This is a genomic window from Variovorax sp. Root318D1 (genome assembly GCF_001424835.1).
Lineage (GTDB): Bacteria > Pseudomonadota > Gammaproteobacteria > Burkholderiales > Burkholderiaceae_C > Variovorax.
In genome coordinates this window covers 1-20,760 of sequence record NZ_LMCQ01000007.1, presented here as the reverse complement: position 1 = coordinate 20,760, position 20,760 = coordinate 1, and the positions used below count along the sequence as shown (strand labels likewise).

General features: G+C 66.8%; 21 protein-coding genes and 1 pseudogene. 3 read left to right on the top strand and 19 right to left on the bottom strand.

Going from position 1 to position 20,760, the window contains the following annotated elements; all coding sequences use genetic code 11:
- Window positions 1-17 precede the first annotated feature (17 nt).
- Window positions 18-608 carry a molybdopterin adenylyltransferase gene (gene mog, locus ASC78_RS07805; protein WP_055798877.1) on the bottom strand — a complete coding sequence of 197 codons (591 nt, stop codon included), beginning with the start codon at window positions 606-608 and terminating at the stop codon, window positions 18-20.
- Window positions 609-729: 121 nt separating this feature from the next.
- Window positions 730-1,386 carry a ribosome biogenesis factor YjgA gene (yjgA, locus tag ASC78_RS07800; RefSeq protein ID WP_055798874.1) on the bottom strand — a complete coding sequence of 219 codons (657 nt, stop codon included), beginning with the start codon at window positions 1,384-1,386 and terminating at the stop codon, window positions 730-732.
- A 106-nt stretch (window positions 1,387-1,492) separates the two neighbouring features.
- On the opposite strand from yjgA, the gene pmbA reads away from it, so the two are divergent.
- Together pmbA and ASC78_RS07790 are read left to right on the top strand one after the other, a co-directional pair.
- Window positions 1,493-2,863 (top strand): metalloprotease PmbA, encoded by a 1,371-nt coding sequence (pmbA, locus tag ASC78_RS07795; protein WP_055798872.1) that lies wholly within the window; start codon window positions 1,493-1,495, stop codon window positions 2,861-2,863.
- A gap of 95 nt (window positions 2,864-2,958) precedes the next feature.
- Window positions 2,959-3,501 (top strand): nucleoside 2-deoxyribosyltransferase, encoded by a 543-nt coding sequence (locus ASC78_RS07790; RefSeq protein WP_055798869.1) that lies wholly within the window; start codon window positions 2,959-2,961, stop codon window positions 3,499-3,501.
- Window positions 3,502-3,525: 24 nt separating this feature from the next.
- Here the strand turns inward: ASC78_RS07790 and ASC78_RS07785 are convergent, their stop codons facing one another.
- The gene (locus ASC78_RS07785; protein ID WP_055799100.1) at window positions 3,526-4,431 is read right to left on the bottom strand and encodes a LysR family transcriptional regulator; all 906 of its coding nucleotides are present in this window, start codon (window positions 4,429-4,431) and stop codon (window positions 3,526-3,528) included.
- 102 nt (window positions 4,432-4,533) lie between these two features.
- On the opposite strand from ASC78_RS07785, the gene ASC78_RS07780 reads away from it, so the two are divergent.
- Window positions 4,534-5,292 carry a sulfite exporter TauE/SafE family protein gene (locus ASC78_RS07780; protein WP_200934282.1) on the top strand — a complete coding sequence of 253 codons (759 nt, stop codon included), beginning with the start codon at window positions 4,534-4,536 and terminating at the stop codon, window positions 5,290-5,292.
- Window positions 5,293-5,321: 29 nt separating this feature from the next.
- Here ASC78_RS07780 and ASC78_RS07775 read toward each other — a convergent pair whose 3' ends face one another.
- The 16 genes and pseudogenes from ASC78_RS07775 to ASC78_RS07700 form a co-directional block, all read right to left on the bottom strand.
- Window positions 5,322-5,795, bottom strand: coding sequence for an NUDIX domain-containing protein (locus ASC78_RS07775; RefSeq protein WP_055798863.1), 474 nt, complete (start codon window positions 5,793-5,795; stop codon window positions 5,322-5,324).
- Window positions 5,795-6,244: a GatB/YqeY domain-containing protein gene (locus tag ASC78_RS07770; protein WP_055798861.1), complete on the bottom strand. Its 450-nt coding sequence runs from the start codon at window positions 6,242-6,244 to the stop codon at window positions 5,795-5,797. Before ASC78_RS07770 ends, ASC78_RS07775 begins: the two co-directional genes overlap by 1 nt.
- 123 nt (window positions 6,245-6,367) lie before the next feature.
- A complete protein-coding gene (rpsU, locus tag ASC78_RS07765; RefSeq protein ID WP_007833691.1) occupies window positions 6,368-6,580 on the bottom strand; it encodes a 30S ribosomal protein S21 in 213 nt (70 codons plus the stop codon).
- Window positions 6,581-6,690: 110 nt separating this feature from the next.
- On the bottom strand, window positions 6,691-7,923 hold the full coding sequence (locus ASC78_RS07760; protein WP_055798859.1) for an NAD(P)/FAD-dependent oxidoreductase: 1,233 nt from the start codon (window positions 7,921-7,923) through the stop codon (window positions 6,691-6,693).
- Window positions 7,924-7,928: 5 nt separating this feature from the next.
- On the bottom strand, window positions 7,929-8,714 hold the full coding sequence (locus ASC78_RS07755) for a YaeF family permuted papain-like enzyme (protein ID WP_055798855.1): 786 nt from the start codon (window positions 8,712-8,714) through the stop codon (window positions 7,929-7,931).
- A complete protein-coding gene (locus ASC78_RS07750) occupies window positions 8,711-9,841 on the bottom strand; it encodes a sterol desaturase family protein (protein ID WP_055798852.1) in 1,131 nt (376 codons plus the stop codon). The genes ASC78_RS07755 and ASC78_RS07750 overlap by 4 nt, the downstream gene beginning before the upstream one ends.
- Window positions 9,842-9,966: 125 nt before the next feature.
- Entirely contained in the window at window positions 9,967-10,857 is an 891-nt protein-coding gene (locus ASC78_RS07745) for an ABC transporter permease (protein WP_055798850.1), read from the bottom strand.
- A 349-nt stretch (window positions 10,858-11,206) separates the two neighbouring features.
- Window positions 11,207-12,124 carry an ABC transporter permease gene (locus tag ASC78_RS07740; protein WP_055798846.1) on the bottom strand — a complete coding sequence of 306 codons (918 nt, stop codon included), beginning with the start codon at window positions 12,122-12,124 and terminating at the stop codon, window positions 11,207-11,209.
- A gap of 4 nt (window positions 12,125-12,128) precedes the next feature.
- Complete coding sequence (locus ASC78_RS07735) at window positions 12,129-13,397, bottom strand: ABC transporter substrate-binding protein (protein ID WP_055798843.1); 1,269 nt, start codon at window positions 13,395-13,397, stop codon at window positions 12,129-12,131.
- Complete coding sequence (locus ASC78_RS07730; RefSeq protein ID WP_055798839.1) at window positions 13,394-14,497, bottom strand: ABC transporter ATP-binding protein; 1,104 nt, start codon at window positions 14,495-14,497, stop codon at window positions 13,394-13,396. Before ASC78_RS07730 ends, ASC78_RS07735 begins: the two co-directional genes overlap by 4 nt.
- Window positions 14,498-14,635: 138 nt before the next feature.
- Entirely contained in the window at window positions 14,636-15,448 is an 813-nt protein-coding gene (gene cobA, locus ASC78_RS07725) for a uroporphyrinogen-III C-methyltransferase (RefSeq protein ID WP_055798835.1), read from the bottom strand.
- On the bottom strand, window positions 15,445-16,350 hold the full coding sequence (gene ybiB / locus ASC78_RS07720) for a DNA-binding protein YbiB (RefSeq protein WP_055798833.1): 906 nt from the start codon (window positions 16,348-16,350) through the stop codon (window positions 15,445-15,447). Before ybiB ends, cobA begins: the two co-directional genes overlap by 4 nt.
- A 47-nt stretch (window positions 16,351-16,397) precedes the next feature.
- Window positions 16,398-19,193: a nitrate reductase gene (locus tag ASC78_RS07715; protein WP_055798830.1), complete on the bottom strand. Its 2,796-nt coding sequence runs from the start codon at window positions 19,191-19,193 to the stop codon at window positions 16,398-16,400.
- 22 nt (window positions 19,194-19,215) lie between these two features.
- Window positions 19,216-19,614: a nitrite reductase (NAD(P)H) small subunit gene (locus ASC78_RS07710; protein WP_055798828.1), complete on the bottom strand. Its 399-nt coding sequence runs from the start codon at window positions 19,612-19,614 to the stop codon at window positions 19,216-19,218.
- A gap of 11 nt (window positions 19,615-19,625) precedes the next feature.
- On the bottom strand, window positions 19,626-20,405 hold the full coding sequence (locus ASC78_RS07705; protein ID WP_055798824.1) for a type IV pili methyl-accepting chemotaxis transducer N-terminal domain-containing protein: 780 nt from the start codon (window positions 20,403-20,405) through the stop codon (window positions 19,626-19,628).
- A gap of 22 nt (window positions 20,406-20,427) precedes the next feature.
- Window positions 20,428-20,760, bottom strand: a pseudogene (locus ASC78_RS07700) (nitrite reductase large subunit); the annotation flags it as partial.

Genomic DNA, 20,760 nt, shown 5'->3' with positions numbered 1-20,760 from the left:
CCCCGCTGGCTCGCCGCCTAGCGCGGCGGTCGGATGGCCGACTTCGGCCGGAACGCCTTGCAGACCGCGTCATCGGTCTCAAGGTACGGCCCGCCGATCAGGTCGATGCAATAGGGCACCGCCGCGAAGATGCCGGGCACGACCTGCACGCCTTCGGTGTCCTTGAGCCCTTCGAGCGTTTCCGCAATCGACTTCGGCTGCCCCGGCAGGTTGATGATCAGGCTCTTGTCGCGGATCACCGCCACCTGGCGCGAAAGGATCGCGGTGGGCACGAAGCGCAGGCTGATCTGGCGCATCTGCTCGCCGAAGCCGGGCATTTCCTTGTGGGCTACGGCCAGTGTGGCTTCGGGCGTCACATCGCGCAGGGCCGGGCCGGTGCCGCCCGTGGTCAGTACCAGCGAGCAGCCGGCGTCGACCAGCTCGATCAGCGTGGCGCTGATGCGGGCGGTTTCGTCGGGAATCAGCCGGGACTCGAAATCGATGGGGTTCTTCAGCGCCCGGCCGAGCCATTCTTTCAGCGAAGGCAGGCCCTTGTCTTCATAGGTGCCGCTGGAGGCCCGGTCGCTGATGGAGACGATGCCGATGCGGACGGGGTCGGGTGTGCTCATGGTGTTGCTCCTTCCCCCTTTGGGGGAAGGTTGGGATGGGGGCAGCCAGAGCGCCCGATGGATGCGCCGCTTGCCCCCACCCCGGCCCTCCCCCGGGAGGGGAGGGAGAAAGGCAAGGGGTTCATGCGTCGTCTTCCCGGTCTTGCGCGGCGGCCTCCGCAGCGTGGTCGGCGCCACCGTGCACCGCCAGCTGCGCGCGCACCAGCTGGAAGATCTCGCGGTACGCCTTGCCCTGGCGCGGCGCTTCGCCGGCGGGGCCGGCCTTCAAGTCCTTGCGGGCCTGGCGCACCAATGCGCGCAGCTGCTGCGAATCGGTGGCAGGGTGGGTTTCGATCCAGCCGCCCAGCGCATCGTCGTCGGCAATCAGCCGGTCGCGCCAGCGTTCGGCTTCGTGCAGCGCGGCGGTTTCGGCCGCCGGCACGCTGTTCTGCTCGGTCAGGGCGAGCTTCACGGCCTCCAGCACCTCGGGCTCCAGCTTGCGCATCAGCTTGCCGATGAACTGCATCTGGCGGCGCTTGCCCTCGAAATTGGTGATGCGCTTGGCCTCGGCCACGGCGTCGACCAGTTTTTCGTCGAGCGGGAGCGCATCGAACAGGCCGGCACGCAGGCCGAGCAGCTCGGTGCCCAGCTTTTGCAGTTCGTCGCTTTCGCGCTTGAGGTCGGTGCGGCTGGCTTCGTCGGTGCCCTTGAGCTCGCGCTTGAGCTCCAGGTCGAGCTCGCTGCCTTCGGCGACGAACTGGCCACGGACGAAATAGCCTTTTTTGGGTTTGCGGGACATGGGGTGGATTCTGGGCCGCACCGTGCGGCGTTGCAACGCGTGCAATGCGCAGTGGGAAGCTGAAGGGAAAACGGAATGTGGGGGGCGCAAGTATCATAGCCACCACATGACGACATCCTCCTCGCGCGCCGATTCCGGCTTCGCCTACAGCCGCTCCTTCTTCGAAAACCTGGTCGACTCGGCCCTGGCCCACGCCAAAAAGCTCGGTGCAACCGATGCCGGCGCCGAAGCCTCCGAGGGCTGCGGCCTCAGCGTCTCGGTCCGCAAGGGCGAACTCGAGAACGTCGAGCGCAACCGCGACAAGTCGCTGGGCATCACCGTGTACGTGGGCCACCGCCGCGGCAACGCCAGCACCTCCGACTTCTCCGAGGCCGCCATTGCCCAGACGGTGCAGGCCGCCTACGACATCGCCCGCTTCACGGCCGAAGACCCGGTCAGCGGCCTTCCCGACGAGGAAGACATTGCCAAGGAGCACCCCGAACTCGACCTGTTCCACCCCTGGGACGTGACCAGCGAGCAGGCCGCCACGCTGGCGCTCGAATGCGAAGAGGCTGCGCTCTCGACCGACAAGCGCATCACCAACAGCGAAGGCGCGGGCGTCTCGGCCCAGCAGAGCCACTTTTTCAGCGCCCACACGCACGGTTTTCGCGGCGGGTACGCCAGCTCGCGGCATTCGATTTCGGTTGCGCCCATCGCCGGCAAGGGCAACGACATGCAGCGCGACTCCTGGTACAGCTCGATGCGCTCGGCCGGCGAACTGGCGAGCCCGCAGGCCGTGGGCCGTTACGCCGCCGAGCGGGCCCTGAGCCGGCTCAAGTCGCGCAAGATCAAGACCACCGAATGCCCGGTGCTGTTCGAGTCGCCGCTGGCCGTGGGCCTTTTGGGCGGGCTGGTGCAGGCCGTGAGCGGCGGGGCGCTGTACCGCAAGAGCACCTTCCTGCTCGACTCGCTCGGCAAGCCGGTGCTGCCCAAGCACGTGGACGTGGCTGAAGATCCGCACGTGATGCGCGGCAAGGGCAGTTCGCCCTTCGACGACGAAGGCGTGGTGACCCGCGCGCGCAAGGTGGTGGATGCCGGCCGGCTCGAAGGCTACTTTCTCTCGACCTATTCGGCGCGCAAGCTGGGCATGAAGACCACCGGCAACGCCGGCGGCTCGCACAACCTGATCCTGAATTCGCGCCTCACGAAGCCGGGCGACGATCTCGACGCCATGCTCGCCAAGCTCGGCACCGGCCTGTTCGTGATCGAGCTGATGGGGCAGGGCGTGAACTACGTGACTGGCGACTACTCGCGCGGCGCCAGCGGCTTCTGGGTGGAGAAGGGCCGGATCGCCTTCCCGGTGCATGAAATCACCATTGCCGGCAACCTGAAGGACATGCTGATGGGCATCGAGGCCATTGGCGCCGATGCCTACACCTTCGGCGCCAAGACCACGGGGTCGGTGCTGGTCAACCGCATGAAGGTGGCCGGCAGCTGAGCACTTGCGGACCGTGCAATTTGATGGATTGCCGGTTCGCCTACAGCGGACAAAGCGCATCAGCCCTTCAGTAGCGCGGCTAAGATGTGCTTTCCATGAATCAAGACCCAGAAAGACAGGCCCGTCCGCAGATCTACCTCGCGGGCCCGGACGTCTTTCGCCCCGACGCCAGGGACCACTTCGTGCGGCTTGCGGCGGCTTGCGATGCGCTGGGGCTTTCGGCCTTGCTGCCGGCCGATGGCAACGATCAGCCAAGCGCCGGCGCGCCGGAAGAGCAGATCTACGAGGCCAACATGCAGCGGCTTCGCGGCGCGGACGGCGTGGTGGCCAACCTCGCAAGCTTCCGCGGCCTGGAGCCCGATTCAGGGACGGTGTTCGAGGTGGGCGCTGCGGTGGCGCTGGGGATTCCGGTCGTGGCCTACGGCGTGCCCGCGGGCAGCTATGCGGACCGCGCCCGGGCCGCGCTGCCGTGCACGCCCGATGCGGCCGGGGTGCTGCGCGAGACCGGCAGCGGCATCGCGGTGGAAGACTTCGGCCAGCCGCTGAACCTGATGCTGGCCTGTTCGATCCACATCGCGCCGACGCCGGAAGAAGCGCTGCGGAAGATGGCGGAGCTGCTTGCACTCCAGCCGCGCTGAGCCGTAGCCGGCCTCGCGTTCAGGTTACTTCGCCGCAGGCTTCTCAGGCGGCGCCAGCAAGTGCTCGAGCATCCGACGAGCGTTGAGCGGCAGATCTTCCGATGAACGCACGCAGGCCATCAGCGTGCGCTCGGCCCATGCATCGCTGAGGTTGGCGCGCGCGATCTTCATCGAGCGGGCGCAGCGCGCGGCCGCGGTCTGCGGCACGATGCCCACGCCGATGCCATGCGCGACCATGCCGCACACGGCCTCGAAATTGCGCACGCGCACGCGGTAGGCCAACTGCTTGCCGAGCGCACGGGCATGCTGCGTCACCAGCTGCTGCAGCGCGCTGTCCTCGGTCAGCCCGACGAATTCGCTGTCGGCCACCTCGGCCAGCCGCACGCGCCGGCGCCCCGCCAGCGCATGGCCGCGCGGCATCACGAGCACCAGGTCGTCGCGGCGGAAGGGGTGGCATTCGAGGCCCTCGGTGCCGACCGCGTCCGAGACGATGCCGATGTCGCACAGCCCGGCCCGCAGCGCATCGACCGATTGCGGGCTCGGCCGTTCCTCGAGGTCGACCGAGATGCGCGGATGCTGCGCAAGAAAGCGGCTCAGCACCTCGGGCAGGTGCTCGTTCAGCGCCGAGGTGCCGCACATGAAGCGCACGTGGCCCTTGAGGCCCTGGCCGTATTCGCCGAGTTCGCCCCGCATGCGCTCCATCTGCTGCAGCACGACACGCGCATGGTGCAGCAGCGTGCGGCCGGCCTCGGTGGGGCGCACGCCCTGCGCGTGCCGCGTGAGCAGCGGGCTGCCAAGGGCGTCTTCCATGCCGCGCACGCGCTGGCTGGCCGAGGCGAGCGTCATGTGCGAGCGCTGTGCGCCGGCGGTCAGGCTCCCGGCCTCCACAACGTGGAGGAAGAGCCGCAGGTCTGTGAGATCGAATCGCATGATGAGGTCGCAAGGTAGCACGGGAGCCTCAGCCTGTGCCTGAGGCTGGCTTCGCGAATGCCGCATTTTCAGCGTCGGCCCAGGCCGGCAGACTGGGCCGCAATGACGATCTCGAACGAACTGGCAACAGGCCACTGGGCCGCCGCCGCCGCGGTATTTCTCTTGGCCGGCGTGATCAAGGGCGTGGTCGGGCTCGGGCTGCCGACGGTGTCGATGGCGCTGCTCGCGCTGTGGATGCCGCCGGTGCGCGCGGCCGCATTGTTGATCGCACCCTCACTGGTCACCAACCTGTGGCAGACCGGGCCGCGTGAGACCTTCTGGCGGGTGTTGCGGCGCATCGGCGGCATGCAGGCAGGCATCGTGGTGGGCACCCTGGGCGGCGCGCTGTGGCTCGGGGTGCCGGCTGGCGCCTGGGCTTCGGTGGCGCTCGGCGCGGCGCTGGTGGCCTATGCGCTCTGGGGGCTCACGGGGCGGCAGCTGCATATGCCTGCGGCGCACGAGCGCTGGCTGGGGCCGCTGGTGGGTGCCGCGACGGGTCTGGTGACGGCCGTGACCGGCGTGTTCGTGGTACCGGCCGTGCCCTACCTGCAGGCCCTGGGTTTCCAGCGCGATGCGCTGATCCAGGCGATGGGTATTTCGTTCACCACCTCCACCGTGGTGCTCGCCATCGGACTGGCTGGCAACGGCAGCTATCCCGCTTCGGCGGTCGGCGGGTCGGTGGCGATGTTGCTGCCGGCTCTGGCCGGCATGGTGCTGGGAACGTGGTTGCGCCAGCGCTTGTCGGTGGCGGTGTTCCGGCGCTGCTTTCTGGCCGGGTTGGCGCTCCTGGGGTTCTACATGGTGGCGCACGCGCTGGCCTGAACCAGGTGAGCCCCGAACCCCGGCGATCCTCAGGCGGCGAGCAGGGCCGCGCGAACGCGCGCGATGGCTTGCCTGTAGGGCAGGGCGAAGTTCTCGATGCCTTCGTCGGGCGCGAGCCAGCTGAACGAAAACACCAGGCCGTCTTCCTCGGGGCTGCCCATGGCGACGTGCTCGAAGGTTTCGGGCAGCGCGCCGTCGGCACGCATCAGGAAAACGTGCCAAAGCTGCGGGTGGCGTAGCGTATGGCCTTCGGCGCCGGCCTCGCAGTCGCGCTCCAGGGTGCCGAGCGGCTGCAGCTCGCCGACGTGGTCGATGCCGGATTCCTCGAGCAGCTCGCGGCGCACCGCCGCCTCGGGCGATTCGCCGGGCTCGATGGTGCCCTTGGGCAGCTGCATGTTCCCATCGCCGGGATGGCGGAACACCAGCAGCCGGCCCCTGGCATCGACCAGGCAGGCGCAAGCCTTCGGAATCGTGGTGGTGGCGCCGGCACCGCCGCTGCGCATCAGGCGCTCGCCAGGGCCGCCTTGACCGCCGCGCTCACCTGGCCCATGTCGGCCTTGCCCGCGAGGCGCGTCTTGACCGCGCCCATCACCTTGCCCATGTCGCCAGGGCCCTTGGCGCCGAGTTCGGCCACGATGGCCTTCACTTCGGCAGCCACTTCGTCGGCGCCCATGCGCTGTGGCAGGTAGACCTCGAGCACCTTGATCTCGGCCGCTTCCTTGTCGGCCAGGTCGGCGCGCCCGCCTGTCGTGAACGCCGCGATGGAGTCCTTGCGCTGCTTGACCATCTTGTCGACGATGGCGACGACCATGGCGTCGTCGAGCTCCACGCGCTCGTCGACTTCCTTCTGCTTCAGGGCTGCCAGCAGCAGGCGAATGGTGCCGAGGCGCTCCGAGTCCTTGGCGCGCATCGCGGTCTTCATGTCTTCGGTGATCTGTTCCTTGAGGCTCATGCTCTGGGCTCCTGGTTCGGGAAAAACAAAAGCCGCGGCAGGTTTCCCTGGCGCGGCTGAGGCAGCAATCGGATCGCTGGGCCGACTTGCGTCAAAGGCCGGCGATCCTGTTGCCAACGGGCATCAGTACAGCTTCTTGGGGAGCTGCATGCTGCGTACGCGCTTGTAGTGGCGCTTGACGGCGGCTGCCTTCTTGCGCTTGCGCTCGGCGGTCGGCTTTTCGTAGAACTCGCGGGCGCGCAGGTCGGTCAGCAGGCCGAGCTTTTCGATGGTGCGCTTGAAGCGGCGCAGGGCGACGTCGAAAGGCTCGTTTTCTTTAACGCGAATGGTGGTCATTGATGAATCGTTGAACTGAATTTGGCTCGGGGAGATCGAGGCCCCAAGCCGGGGTTCCTCAACTGAAAAATTTTTGCGGCCGTTGAGGGGAGGCCAAAGTTAGCCCGCGATTATAGCGCGGTTGCGCACGCATGTGCGCTCGCCCAGGCCCATTGGAAGTTGTATCCGCCCAACCACCCCGTCACGTCGACCACTTCGCCGATGAAATACAGGCCCGGCTGCTTCGATTCCATGGTCTGGGAGGACAGATCGCGGGTGTCGATGCCGCCTGCCGTGACCTCGGCCTTTTTATAGCCCTCGGTGCCGCTGGGGGTGATCTGCCAGCGGGCGATGCGCTCGGCCAGGGCGGCCAGGGCTTTGTCGGCGGCCTCGTTGACGGGCCGCTGCAGGGCCGGATCCTGTCCCACCCACGCGTCGGCCAGCCGGGAGGGCACCAGCATGGCCAGTTCGTTGGCGATGCGCTTCTTCGAGCGGAGCTTGGCGTCGCCCAGGGCCTCGGCCACGTCCACGCCGGGCGCGAAGTCGAGCGTGAGCGGGGTGCCGGGCTTCCAGTAGCTCGAAATCTGCAGCACGGCCGGGCCCGAAAGGCCGCGGTGGGTGAACAGCAGGTCTTCCAGGAAGGCCATCTTTTCTTTCTTGGCCCCTGTTTCGATGCGCACCGGCAGCGCCAGCCCGGCCAGTTCGGCATACGGCGCCCAGGCTTCGCCGCCGAAAGTCAGCGGCACCAGGGCCGGGCGGGGCGTGACGACGCGCAGGCCGAACTGTTCGGCCAGGCGGTAGCCGAAATCGCTGGCGCCGATCTGCGGGATCGACAGGCCGCCTGTCGCAACCACGAGTTTGGGCGTTTCGATCAGGCCCTTGCTGCTATCGATCTGGTAGCTGCCTGCGCTCGTCCCGTCATCGCTGGAGGCCGAAAACACGATCTTTCCGAGCTTGCACGGCTGCCAACGCGTGGCGTTGCCCGCGTCGCATTCCGCCAGCAGCATGTCGATGATCTGCTGCGAGGGGCCGTCGCAGAACAGCTGCCCCTTGTGCTTCTCATGAAAGGCAATGCCGTGCTTCTGCACCAGTTCGATGAACTGCTGCGGCGCATAGCGCGACAGGGCCGAGCGGCAGAAATTCGGGTTCTCGCCGATGAAGTGGCGCTGCGGCGCGCGCACGTCGAGGTCACGATTGGTGAAGTTGGCGCGGCCGCCTCCCGAGATGCGGATCTTTTCCGCCACCTTCTCGCTGTGGTCGACCAGCAGCACCTTCAACCCGCGCTGCCCGGCCAGCGCCGCGCAGAACAGGCCCGCGGCACCGGCGCCGACAACGACGACATCGAATCGAAAAGGCGCGCTCAAATCAGTCAGGGTCCGTCGGCCGCCAGCAGGGGCGGTGGGTTGTATTTGAGGTGGCCCACGTAGCGCAGCGGCTGCGTGGCGGCAATCGAGGGCACGTCGCCCTCGCGCATGTGGAGCAGGTCGGCCGGGCTCACCCAGCGCGGGTCGGCGTTGGTGATCGGCAGACCGGCCCGCCTATAAGCCTCGAGCACGAACTGCGAACAGAAGAACTGGTCGTCGCGGCTCGCGCCCAGCTGCACCATGGCCATGCCGCTGATGCAGTAGTGGCTGACGGCCGAGGGAATCAGCGGCAGCTCGCACAGGCGCCGGTTCAGCACGAAAGGCGCATTCAGCAGCACGCCGGTGGTGTTGTAGCGGATTCCCACCTGGGAGTTGGCCCAGGTGCGCAGCTTTTCGGCACCCGCGGTGTCGAGCCCGGGTACGCGAAAGGCCACGACCATCTGTTCTTCGTCCACCACGTCGGCCAGCGGACGCGCGCGCACGCCGGTGCCCACCGCCTCGGCGATCAGGCCGTCGCCCAGGTACAGCACCGCATGGCTCACGGGTGAGAAAGTGCCCAGCCGGATGCCGAAGGAATTGACGGTGGCAATTGAGGTCAGCAGGATGTCGCCGGGCTGCAGCGCATCGGCGGCGATCAGCTCGCCGCCGTTGCCGGGGGCGATGACGGAGCTCTGCACGCGCAGGCGCAAGCTGGTGTCCTTGGACGGCAGGTCGACGCGGGTGGCGCAGGCCGAGAGCAGCAGCAATGCGGCAGCGCCGAGCACCGCCGCGCGGAGATGGCGGCGCATCATCCTTTCCAGACGAAGGGGAACTTCAACTGCTTGAAGAAGCCGTTGGGCACGTAGTCGCCGAGCACGCCGTATTTCTCCGGCCAGAGCTTGGTGCTCTTCACTGCGGTGCCAAAGAGATAGTCGAGAAAGGCGTAGTGCGCCGAATAGTTCTTGTCGAGCGCCTCGACGTCCTGGCTGTGGTGCCAGTGGTGGAAGTTGGGCGTCACGATGATGTAGCGCAGCGGCCCGAGCCGCACGCTCACGTTGCAGTGGTTGAACACTGCCTGGAAGCCCACCACCACGATGTACGCGTCGATCACTTCCTTGGAAAAGCCAAACACGTAGATCGGCGCCAGCACCAGCGTGCGCGTGATCAGCAGCTCGAGGATGTGCTGGCGCGAGCCCGCCATCCAGTCCATGCTCTTCACGCTGTGGTGCACCGCATGCAGGCGCCAGAGCACTGGCACCTCGTGATAGGCGCGGTGGGTCCAGTACTGCACCAGGTCGGCCACCAGGACGATCAGCAGCAGCCCGGCCCAGAACGGCAGGTTGCCCACCCAGCCGCGAATGCCGTCGTTGGCCGCCCAGCCGAAGAACTTGTGCACCATCAGGTTGGTGGCCAGCAGCACGAAGCCCACGATCATGTGGTTCACCACGAAATGGTGGAAGTCGGTCTGCCATTCGGCGCGAAAAACCGGTTGGTCCTTGCGCAGCGCGAAGAGCTTCTCGATGAAGATGAAGATCAGCGACGAGCCCAGCAGGTCGAGGATGAACCAGTCCAGGCCGATGTAGGGCGTGTTGTCGGCAAAGTCGTTCACCGGCACCTTGTGCCCGCCCAGCAGCGCCGCCGCCACCACCAGCAGGAACGCGGCCGAAGACAGCCAGCGCGAGCGGTTGAAAATGATGTTCACCAGCGCCAGCCCGCCCGAAACCACCATGGCCGCCAGCAGGATGAAGCGCATCACGTCGACGTTGTAGCTCTTGCGCAGCTCGGGCGTTGTGAGGTACTGCGGAAAGTGGAACGCCAGCACGCCCAGGAAGCACAGGATGCCCAGGCTCAGCGCAATGGTTCCCGTGACGAGGCCTCGACCGCGGCGCAGCTCGCCGTGGGTCTGGGTGAATTCATTGAGTTTCTCGATGTCGAGCATGCCCGCCTCTCTCTCGCTTGTGTCTTGTTGCGCGAGATTTTAGGCGGCTGTAGGAAAACTCTCACGTCGACCGAACGGGGTAGGCGGGGCACGCGGCGTTCTCGGCCTCGTGTGCGGTTGTGGCGTCAGCGTGGCCGAACGGCGCGGCGGCGCAGCAGCGCGGCCGTGCCCAGTGCCACGGCCATCACGAGCAGGGACACGACGGTGGTCACCGTGCCGAGCGCATAAATCGAAGGCGTCGTGACGGTCGAGGTCAGGCCCTGCAACTCGAGCGGCAGCGTGTTGACGTCGCCAATGGCCTGCGAGGTGCGGGCGATCTCGTCCCACGACAGCGTGAAGCCGAACATGCCGATGCCGACGATGGACGGCCCGATCAGCGGCAGCACCACATGCCGGAAGGTCTGCCACGGCGAGGCACCGAGGTCGCGCGCCGCCTCTTCGTAGGCCGGGTTGAAGCGGTTGAACACCGCGAACATGATGAGCAGCCCGAAGGGCAGGGTCCACGTCAGGTGGGCGCCGAGCGCGGAGCTGAACAGGCCGAGCGCGGTGCCGTAGCCTTCGAGCAGCGTGGTGGCGTCCATGGCCTCGAGCAGGCTCTTGACCCCAGTGTCGATGAGCCGGAATTGCAGGCCGATGCCCAGCGAAATGATGATCGACGGCATGATGAGGCTCGCCACGGTGACGAAGAACAGCGCGTTGCTGCCCGCGAGCTTCTTGCGGAACGCAAGGCCGGCCAGCACCGAGAGCACCACGGTGAAGCCCATTACCACCGCGCCCAGCGCCAGCGAGCGCCTGAAGGCGGCGCCGATGTCGACCGTGCCCAGGCCTTCGGCCAGCTTGTAGAACCAGTGCAGCGAGACGCCGCGCAGTGGAAATGTGAGGCCGCCTTCGGGGCCCTGGAAGCTCAGGATGAAGATCGTGATCATCGGGCCGTAGAGGAACAGCACGAAGAGGGCGAAGACGATGGCCAATGGCCAGAAGCCTGGGCTGCGTTGTTCTCCTATGCGTTGGCTCATGTGTGTTGTCCTTGCTTCGGGGCGTTCACGTTCAGTTCAGGAGTGTTCAGGGCGCGTGCAAAGGCCACCGGGCACTCCCCTCCGCGAATGTCCCCCGCCTTCGGCTCCTCCTTTATTTCGCTGCGGGGAGCACCCGGCGCCCTGTGCACACCGAGCGCTGCGCTTGTTCTGCTGGATCAACTGCCGCACTGCCCAACGATCCCGCTGGCGGGGTGCCTTGCGCAGCGAAATAAAGGGGGAGGCCGCAGGCCGGAGGACATTCGCGGAGAAAGGTACCCCGTCGGCGGGAGCGCCCCCCGAACAAGGCTCCTCATGCACAACGGGACGAACAGACAAGCAAGGCTTCATCTCAGAGCTCCTTGCGAATATCGACCATCCGCGTCAGCCCCCAGATGATCATCAGCACCACCGCCAGCAGGATCATCGCGTTGGCCGCGGCCAGCGGAAACTGCAGATACGAGGTCTGCACCTGAATGATCTTGCCGATCGATGCGATCTGCTGCCCGCCCATCACGCCGATGGTGACAAAGTCGCCCATCACGATGGTGATGACGAAGATCGAGCCGATGAGAATGCCGGTTCGCGACAGCGGGACGACCACGTTCCACAGCGTTTGAAAGGCCGAGGCGCCCGCGTCGCTGGCGGCTTCGAGCAGCGAGCGGTCGATGCGCATCATGCTGTTGAAGATCGGCACGATCATGAACATCGTGTAGAGGTGCACGAAGGCGAGCACCACCGAGAAATTGGAGAACAACAGCCACTCCACGGGATGGTCGACCAGGCCGAGCCCCGCCAGCATCTGGTTGACCAGACCGTTGCGCCCCAAGAGCGGCACCCACGAAATCATGCGGATCACGTTGGAGGTCCAGAACGGTACCGTGCACAGCACGAAGAGCACCGTCTGCATCGTCGACGAGCGCACGTGGAACGCCAAAAAGTACGCCACCGAAAAACCGATCAGCAGCGTGATGCCCCACACCAACAGACAGAACTTGAAGGTGCTCAGGTAGGTGTTGAGCGTGACGCACAGGTCGCCGTTGTCGGTGAGCTGCGAGCAGCCTTCGAACAAGCTCGCGTAGTTGCGCAGCGTCACCGCTGGGATCAACTCGTACTCGTTGAAATTCCACAGGCTGACCATCGCGATCAGCGCCAGTGGAATTAGAAAGAACAGCAAGAAAACCAGCGCGAATGGCGCAGCCTGCCACCATGCCTTCACGGCGTGGACGGACGGGCTGGGTGCATGCGCGCTGGCGGTTGGAGCGCTCACAGCGTCAGGCGGCAACGAACTCGTTCCATTTCTTGACCATGTACTCGTTCTCGTCCATCACCGCATTCCAGCAGGCGATGCCGCCCATGCGCTGTTCGTAGCTGCCGCCGTCGCGCACCGCGCCGGCCTTGGCCAGCAGGTCGCCGTTCGGGCTCTTGATGTCTTGCGAAGCCGGCTTGCCTTCCATCCAGTAGGCCCACTCGTAGGCTTCCATCTTGGCCTTGGCCGTGTCGAGCACCGCGCTGTAGTAGCCCTGGCGGTTCAGGTAGGCGCCGGCCCAGCCGTCGAGGAACCAGTTGATGAATTCGTACGCGCCGTCGAGCTTCTTGCCCGACAGCGTGGCCGGCAGGCCGAAGCCCGCGGCCCAGGCGCGGTAGCCTTCCTTGAGCGGCTGGAAGTTGCAGGCAATGCCCTTGGTGCGTACGGCCGTGACGGCGGGTGACCACATCGACTGGATCACCACTTCGCCCGAAGCCATCAGGTTGACGGACTCGTTGAAGTCCTTCCACAGCGCGCGGAACTGGCCGGCCTTCTTGGCTTCGATCAGGGTCTTGATCGTCAGGTCGATCTCGGCCTTGGTCATGTTGCCCTTGTCCTTGTACTTGTGGATGCCCTTGGCCTCCACCACCATTGCCGCGTCCATGATGCCGATGGACGGAATGTTCAGGATCGCGGCCTTGCCCTTGAATTCCGGATTGAGCAGTTCGGCCCAGGAGCTGATCGGCCGCTTGATCAGGTCGGGGCGGATGCCCAGCGTGTCGGCGTTGTAAACCGTGGGAATCAGCGACATGAACTGCGTGGGCGAGGTAGCGAACTTCTTCGATTTCTCGCCTTCGAGATAGATCACCTTCTTGGGTGCGGTGCCCTGGTCGCCCACGGCCTTGCCGCCGACTTCGCCCTTGGTGAAGAGCGTGGTGATCTTGTCCGCGTTCTTGATCTTCTTGGTGTCGATGCCCTTCAGGTTGCCGGTGGGCACGATCTTCTTGAGCGAGAAGAACTCGGTGTCGATCAGGTCGAAGCTGTTGGGTGCGGTCACGGCGCGCTTGGTAACGTCGTCGGTGGTCACGGCCACGTACTGAATCTCGATGCCGGTGTCGGCCTTGAACTTCTCGGCAATCGCCTTGTCCTGGTTCACCGCGGTGCCGAGGTAGCGCAGCACGATTTTTTCCTGCGCATGCACGAAGGGCGCGATGCCCGTGGCCAGGATGCCGGCGGTGCCTTGCAGCAGGGTGCGGCGCTGGACGCCGGCGGACGAGTCGATGGGGTCGGTCATGATGAAAGAGCCTCCGTGTGGAAAGTGGCGGGTGAGGGAACGGGGATAGAAATAGCCGGCGGCGCTTGCGGGGGCGCAGCGAGCGCGCGTGCATCGGCTTCGGCCCAGGACAGGCGAACCGTTTCGCCTTGTGCGTAGGGACTCGCGAGGAAGGCGGCTTCGCCCATCAGCACCGACACGTTCTGGCGGCCGGGCGGGGTGGCTTGCAGCGCCAGCCCGAGCAGCACGTAGGTGCCCTGGTATTCGACGTCGGTCACCGTCGCGGCAAGGCCACCGGAGGCGGCGCCATCGGAAGCCGGAGCAATCCGCATGTGGTCGTTGCGCACGGCGATGGGCCCGGCGGGCGTGTCGAACACGTTGTGCCCGCCCATGAAGCGCGCCACGAATTCGTTGGCCGGGTGGTTGTAGATCTGGTGCGGCGAGCCGACCTGCTCGATCACCCCGTGGTTCATGACCACCATGGTGTCGGCCAGCGCCATCGCTTCTTCCTGCGAATGCGTGACGTGCACGAAAGTCAGCCCCAGTTCCTTCTGCCAGCGCCGCAATTCGGCGCGCATCTGGATGCGCAAAAAGGGGTCGAGCGCCGACAGCGGCTCGTCCAGCAGCAGCACGCGCGGTTCGGTGATGAGCGCGCGCGCCAGCGCCACGCGCTGCTGCTGTCCGCCGGAGAGTTCACCGGGCTTGCGTTCGGCCAGGTGGCCCATGGCCACGCGTTCCAGCAGGTCGCGCGCACGCTTCTGGCGGTCGGCCTTGCCGACGCCCTTCATCTTGAGGCTGAAGGCCACGTTGTCCGTTGCGGACAGGTGCGGGAACAGCGCAAAGCTCTGGAACATCATCGCCGTGCCGCGCGCGGCCGCGGGCAGGTTCGTGATGTTGCGGTTGTCCAGCAGGATGTCGCCGCTCGTGACCGACTCGTGGCCGGCGATCATGCGCAGCGTGGTGCTCTTGCCGCAGCCCGAAGGGCCCAGCAGGCAGCAGTAGCTGCCGCTGGCAATGCGCAGGTCGATCCGGTCGACGGCGGCCGGCGTGCCTGCGGCGTAGCGCTTGCTTAGGGCAACGATTTCAACGGCGGCGGGCGGAAGCGCGGCGACTGCGTTCATGGGTGAGCGACGGACGCCGAAAGCGATCGAAAAACGGGCATGCTGGCGTTAAGCACGCTCCATGCCACATCTTGGTGCCAGCGCGTTGCGCCCGGGGCTGTCCGCGGATGGCCCGGGCCTTCTCCTTCTGACGGCTGCTCAGGTGCCGAAGCGGCCCGCGTCGGTGCCCACCGGCAGCGCCGCCGCGGCCAGCCCGCGCAGCACGTCGCCCACCACGATCACCGCGGGGCTCGCGAGTCCGGCCTCGGCAATGCCAGCCTGGAGCCGGTCGAGCGTGGTCGTGATGTGGCGCTGCTGCGGCAGGCTCGCATGCTGCACCACGGCCACCGGCGTGTCGCCGGGCAGGCCCTGCAGCAGTTCGCGTTCGATGTGGCCAGCGCCCGCCACGCCCATGTAGATGACGAGCGTGAGCCGTGCGTTGTGCGCCGTGGCCGCAAGCGCGCGCCAGTCGGTCGCGTCTTCGTGCGCGCCGGCGCCAGTCTTGGCATGGCCGGTGACGAACACCACGCCCTGCGCATGGTCGCGGTGCGTGAGTGGCACGCCGAGCGAGGTGGCGGCCGCGAGGCCGGCGGTGATACCGTTGATCACGGTGCACTCGACGCCGGCTTCGCGCAGGTGCTCGACCTCTTCGCCGCCGCGGCCGAAGATGAAGGGGTCGCCGCCCTTGAGGCGGACGACGGTTTCGCCTTCATGCGCCGCGGTGATCATGAGCCGCTCGATGAAAGCCTGGGGCGTGCTCTTGCAGCCGCCGCGCTTGCCCACGTGGACGATGCGCGCGCCGGGCCGGGCGTACGAGGCCAGGATGCTTTCGCTCACGAGGTCGTCCACCAGCAGCACGGTCGCGGCCTGAATTGCTTTGACAGCCTTGATGGTGAGCAACTCGGGGTCGCCGGGGCCGGCGCCCACCAGCGTGCAGCTTCCGGTGGCAAACGAAGTGATCGGTCTGTTCATGCGTGGGACGCCAGTTGCGTGATGTGCCTGACCTGCGTGGCGATGGCTTCGGGCACGGGAAGCTCGCCGTTCAATACGCGCCGCGTGTACTCGGCCGTGGTCGCGACGTCGATTTCTTTCGGCAGGCCGGGCACCTCGCTCGATGTGCCCGTGGCCTGGGCCTGCAGTTCGCTGCGCACGCCGCGCACGAAGCCGTCGATCTGCGCGGTGCGGCGCGGGTCGGACACCACTTCGCCCTCGAGGCCGCGCGAGAGCAGGGCGGTCATGCCCATGAGCTCGAAGGTTTCGCCCATGGTGCGTGCGTATTCCGGATGGGTGTAGCTTGCCACGATCACGCAGGGACCGGTGGTCGGCTGCATCAGCTTGACCACGCTGTGGCCAGGGTTGCGCAGGCCCACCACGCGGCGCACGTCGAGCAGCCGCTTGAGGGCCGGGTTGAGCAGCTCGGTCGGCGCAAAGCCCACTTCGCCGGACGGGATTTGCCTGATCGTCGTGAGCTGGGGCACGTCCAATGCCTCCAGCACGTTCGAGGCGAGCACGCGCGATGTTTCGGTGGCGCTGCCGTGCACCAGCACCGGCAGCCCTTCGCGGGCGAGCAGCAGCGCCAGCAGCGGCGTGAGCACCGGCAGCTTGCGCGCACCGTTGTAGCTCGGCAGCACGATGAGCGGGCGGTCGGCGGCGGGCAGGTGGTTGAGCCTGGTGTGCGTGGCGTCGAGGAAGCCGGCCATCTCTTCCGGCGTTTCGCCCTTGATGCGCATCGCGAGGCAAAAGCCGCCGATCTCCAGGTCGGTGACGGTGCCGTCCAGCACCTGCCCGAACAGGTCGGTGGCCTGTTCGCGCGTCAGCGGCTTGGCGCCTCGCGCGCCGCGGCCGATTTCCTTGATGTATTGGCTGATTCCCATGGGTGCACGGATTGTCCCGCAATGCTTATGCCCGAAAGCAAGGCGGCTTATGCACCCTCCACCGCGGTTTCGGCGGGAGTGGCCCGCACCATGCGTTTGAGTTCGGGCAAGCATGAGCCGCAGTTGGTGCCGCATTTGAGCGCGCCCTGCAGGGAAGCCAGCCGTTCCTCGGGCGTGCCGCTGCAGCGGCCCAGCTCGGCCCGGATCGCCAGGTCGGTCACGTTGAAGCAGGTGCACACCGGCTGGCCGCGCGACTGCACCGCCACGGGCGCGCGGGCGCCCGGCGACAGCAGCAGGCGGCCATAGGTTTGCGCCGGGATTTCTTCCCGCAGCAGGGTGCCGATCCAAGCTTCGGCACTGGTGTCGCCGCCCAGCAGGAAGGCCTCCAGGCCGGCGTTGCCATCGGTGCGCCGCACCAGCCGTGCCACGCGGCGCTGACCGCGCCGGCGGTCGGCGTAGCGCAAGGCATCGCTGCCGACGAGGCCGAGCAGGTTTTCGATGCGATCGACGAGCTCGTCCGCCGGTGCGTCGTGCGCTGCGGCGCGAAACAAAATGCCGCTGCGTTCCTCGCCCGGGGTGTTGCCCGAGAACGGCACGCAGGTGGCAAACGGGAACATCGCCATCAGCGGCTTGAGCGCCTGGTGCGCGGCCAGCGCCGTTTCGGGCGGCAGCCACGCCATGGCGAGCAGCGACCACGGCAATTCGGCCTTGAGGATCTTGACCGGCGTGTGCTTGAGCTCGGGTTGCTTCGACGTGGGGCAGTAGGCCGGGGAGGTCAGCGCATTGATGCCCGCCAGCGGCGTCCCGGTCGACGAGCATCCGCTCAGGTATTCCTCGCCCCAGTGCATGGCGACGAAGGCCTGGCTCAGCCCGATCTCGGCACTCGCGCGCGCGGGCAGCAGGATCGAGCCGCGCTTGGAGGTGAGGTGCACCAGGTCGCCGTCGGTCAGCTGGCGGCGCGCCATGTCTTGCGCGTTCATTTGCACCACGGGCTCGGCCACGTGGCCGAAGAGCCGGCCGACCGTGCCCGTGCGGCTCATGCCGTGCCACTGGTCGCGCAAACGGCCCGTGTTGAGCGAGAACGGATAGCGCGCTTCGCGCGCCTCTGCCACCGGCTTGTAGACCGTGTCGACGAAACGCGCGCGCCCGTCCGGCGTCGGGAAGATGCCGTCTTCATAGAGGCGGGCGCGGCCGGTGGTTTCGCCTTCTTTCAGCGGCCATTGCTGCGGACCCGCGGTCTCGAGCATCGCGTAGCTCATGCCGGTGATGTCGAGGTCGCGGCCGCGCGTGGATTCGCGGTGCTCGTTCCACACCCTTTCGGCCGAGTCGTAGGGAAACAGCGTGGGAGCGCGGCCGAGCCGCTGCTCGAGTCGGCGCGCGAAGTCCACGGCGATCGACCAGTCGTGACGCGCCTCGCCGGGCGCCGCCACCGCGGGGCGAACGCGCGAGATGCGACGCTCGCTGTTGGTCACGGTGCCTTCCTTCTCGCCCCAGGTGGTTGCGGGCAGCAGCAGGTCGGCGAAGGCGCAAGTCGACGTGGTTGAAAAGGCTTCCTGCACCACGACGAATTCGGCGCGCTCCAGGGCGCGGCGCACGGTGGCCTGGTCGGGCATCGACTGGGCGGGGTTGGTGCAGGCGATCCACAGCGCGCGGATCTCGCCATCGGCTGCGGCCTGGAACATCTCGACCGCGGTCTTGCCGGGCTTCTCGGGCACCGAGGGCAGGTTCCACAGCGCCGCCACTTCGGCCCGGTGCGCCGGATTGGCCAGGTCGCGGTGCGCGCTCAGCAGATTGGCCAAGCCGCCCACTTCGCGTCCGCCCATCGCATTGGGTTGGCCGGTGAGCGAGAAAGGGCCTGCGCCGGGCTTGCCGATCTGGCCGGTTGCCAGGTGCAGGTTGATCAGCGCAGCATTTTTTGCGGTGCCGCTCGACGACTGGTTGAGGCCCTGGCAGTAGAGGCTCAGCGTGGCCGGCGAGGTCGCGAACATGCGCGCCGCGGCAAGCAGGTCTTCCTTCGAAATTCCGCAGATCTGCGCCACCTTGTCGGGCGTGCATTCGCGCACCGTGGCTTTCAGTGGATCGAAGCCGTTGGTGTGGGCCGCGATGTAGCCGTTGTCGGTCCAGCCTTCCCACAGCATCAGGTGCAGCATGCCGTTGAACAGCATCACGTCGGTGCCGGGCTGGATCGGCAGGAACAGGTCGGCGATCTCGACCGTGTCGGTGCGGCGCGGGTCGGCCACGATGATCTTCATGCCGGGGTTCGCAGCCTTCGCATCTTCGATGCGGCGGAACAGGATCGGGTGCGCCCACGCGGCGTTGCTGCCCACGATGAAAAGGCACTCGGCGTGCTTCAGGTCGTCGTAGCAGGCCGGCGGCGCGTCGGCGCCCAGCGTCTGCTTGTAGCCCGCCACCGCACTGCTCATGCACAGGCGCGAGTTGGTGTCGATGTTGTTGGTGCCGATCAGGCCCTTTGCGAGCTTGTTGAAGACGTAGTAGTCCTCGGTGAGCAACTGCCCCGAGACGTAGAAGCCCACGGCGTCGGGGCCGTGGTCGCGGATGACCTGTTCGAACTTGTCGACGGCGCCATCGAGCGCGGTGTCCCATCCGATGGGCGCCGGCTCGCCGCCGCGCGCGGCGCGCCGCATGGGTTGCAGCAGCCGTGTCTGGCGCGTGACCGTGGCCGTGGCCGTGAGATGCAGTGTCGAGCCCTTGGTACAGAGGCGCCCGAAGTTGGCCGGGTGGTCGGGGTCTCCGCGCACGCCGGTAATCTGCGCGCCGTCGGATTCGATGATCACACCGCAGCCCACGCCGCAGTAGGGGCAGGTGGAGCGAGTTTCTTCCATGGGTCGATGCCTTGTTGTGCGCCTAGCTGCCGTGCGGCGCCTGCACGTCGAAGCTCTCGTCGCCCAGCTTGCCGGCCGTTGCGGCGCCGGGGCCGGCGCGCGGCGGAGCCAGATCGATGGCATGCGTCTTGAGTTCGAGCGCGTTCATCATGACCTGGCCATCTTCGACCTTCACCGCGAACCTGGGGGTGCACCCCTCATCGGGCGACTTGGCGCAGCCGTCTTCCAGCCCGATGGCCCAGTTGTGCAGTGGACACTGGCTCAAGGGGCCACCCTTGTGCGGGCAGCGGTCGAGCAGCGCGAACACCTGGTTCTCGGAATTGCGGAACACCGCCACGTCCACGCCCACCGGGCGTGCCACGCGGCGAGAGCCGAGCACGGGGATGTCGTCGATGCGGCAGATGGTTTTCCATTCACTCATGATGGGGGTCTCTAGGTTTTGAGGTCGGAATACAGGCCCGTCACGCGGTCCATGATGGCCAGCATGTTTTCGCTGGTCACGAACACGTCGGACATGAGGGCGGGCGAGGTGCCGGCGCCTTCGAGGCGCTGGAGCCCGCGATTGAAGAACATCCATTGCGCGTCGGCCAGCACCAGCTCCTGGCGTATCTGCGCGGTGGCTTCGGGCGCATTGCGCAGAGTGTCCAGGCCGGCCAGGAATTCGGTTCGTGCCTTGGCGATCTCGGCCGTGCTGCCGGCCGCGTCGATCTGCATCGCACCGGCCAGGTAGAACTTGGCCATGCGCTGCGACAGCATGCGCTGCCGGCCAGCGATGTTGACCAGCCGGCCCACGGACTTGCCCGAGGCAGCTTCGTACTGCGTGGTGCCCTGGTGCGCAAGCGCGAGAACGGCGGCGTCGAGCTTGACGATCCGCACGGCTTCTTCCTTGCCGGCCGTTGGGCCGGTGAGCTCGCGCTTGAACTCGCCCCAGGCGCCGTCGAGTGCGTCGTAGGTGCTGCGAATGGCAGGGCTCGGCGCAAAGGCCTTGAGTTCGGCCAGCTGCTTTTCAAACAGCACGATGGACTTGTCGAGCACCTGCTGGGCGTTGCGCGTTTCTACCTTCTGCGCCAGCGCGAGATAGGCCTTGCTCGCGCGCTGCGACAGCATGCGCTGGCGGCCCGCCTTGTTGATGGCGTCGTTGAGGTCGGCCACCTGCGCGTGCACGCCCACCGCGGCCAGCGCGGACGAAGCAATGAAGAGTCTTCTTTTCAATTTTTTATCCTGCGCTTTGCGCTTAAACCGCGAGCGGCGTGAACTGCCGCACATCCACCGATGCCTGGCTCGACTCGAACCAGGGATCGGGCTCGCCATCCAGCGCGAACTGCAGCCGCTCCCACAGCGCCTTGCGGCCAGCCTCGTCTTCGAGGATCTTCTTCTTCACATAGTCCAGCCCGACCCGCCCGATGTAGTGCACCGTGCGCTCCAGGTACCAGCCTTCCTCGCGGTACAGCTGCAAGAACGCGCCCGAGTACTCCATCACCTCGGCCGCCGTCTTCACCTTCACCAGGAACTGCGCCACCTCCGTCTTGATGCCGCCGTTGCCGCCCACGTACAGCTCCCAGCCCGA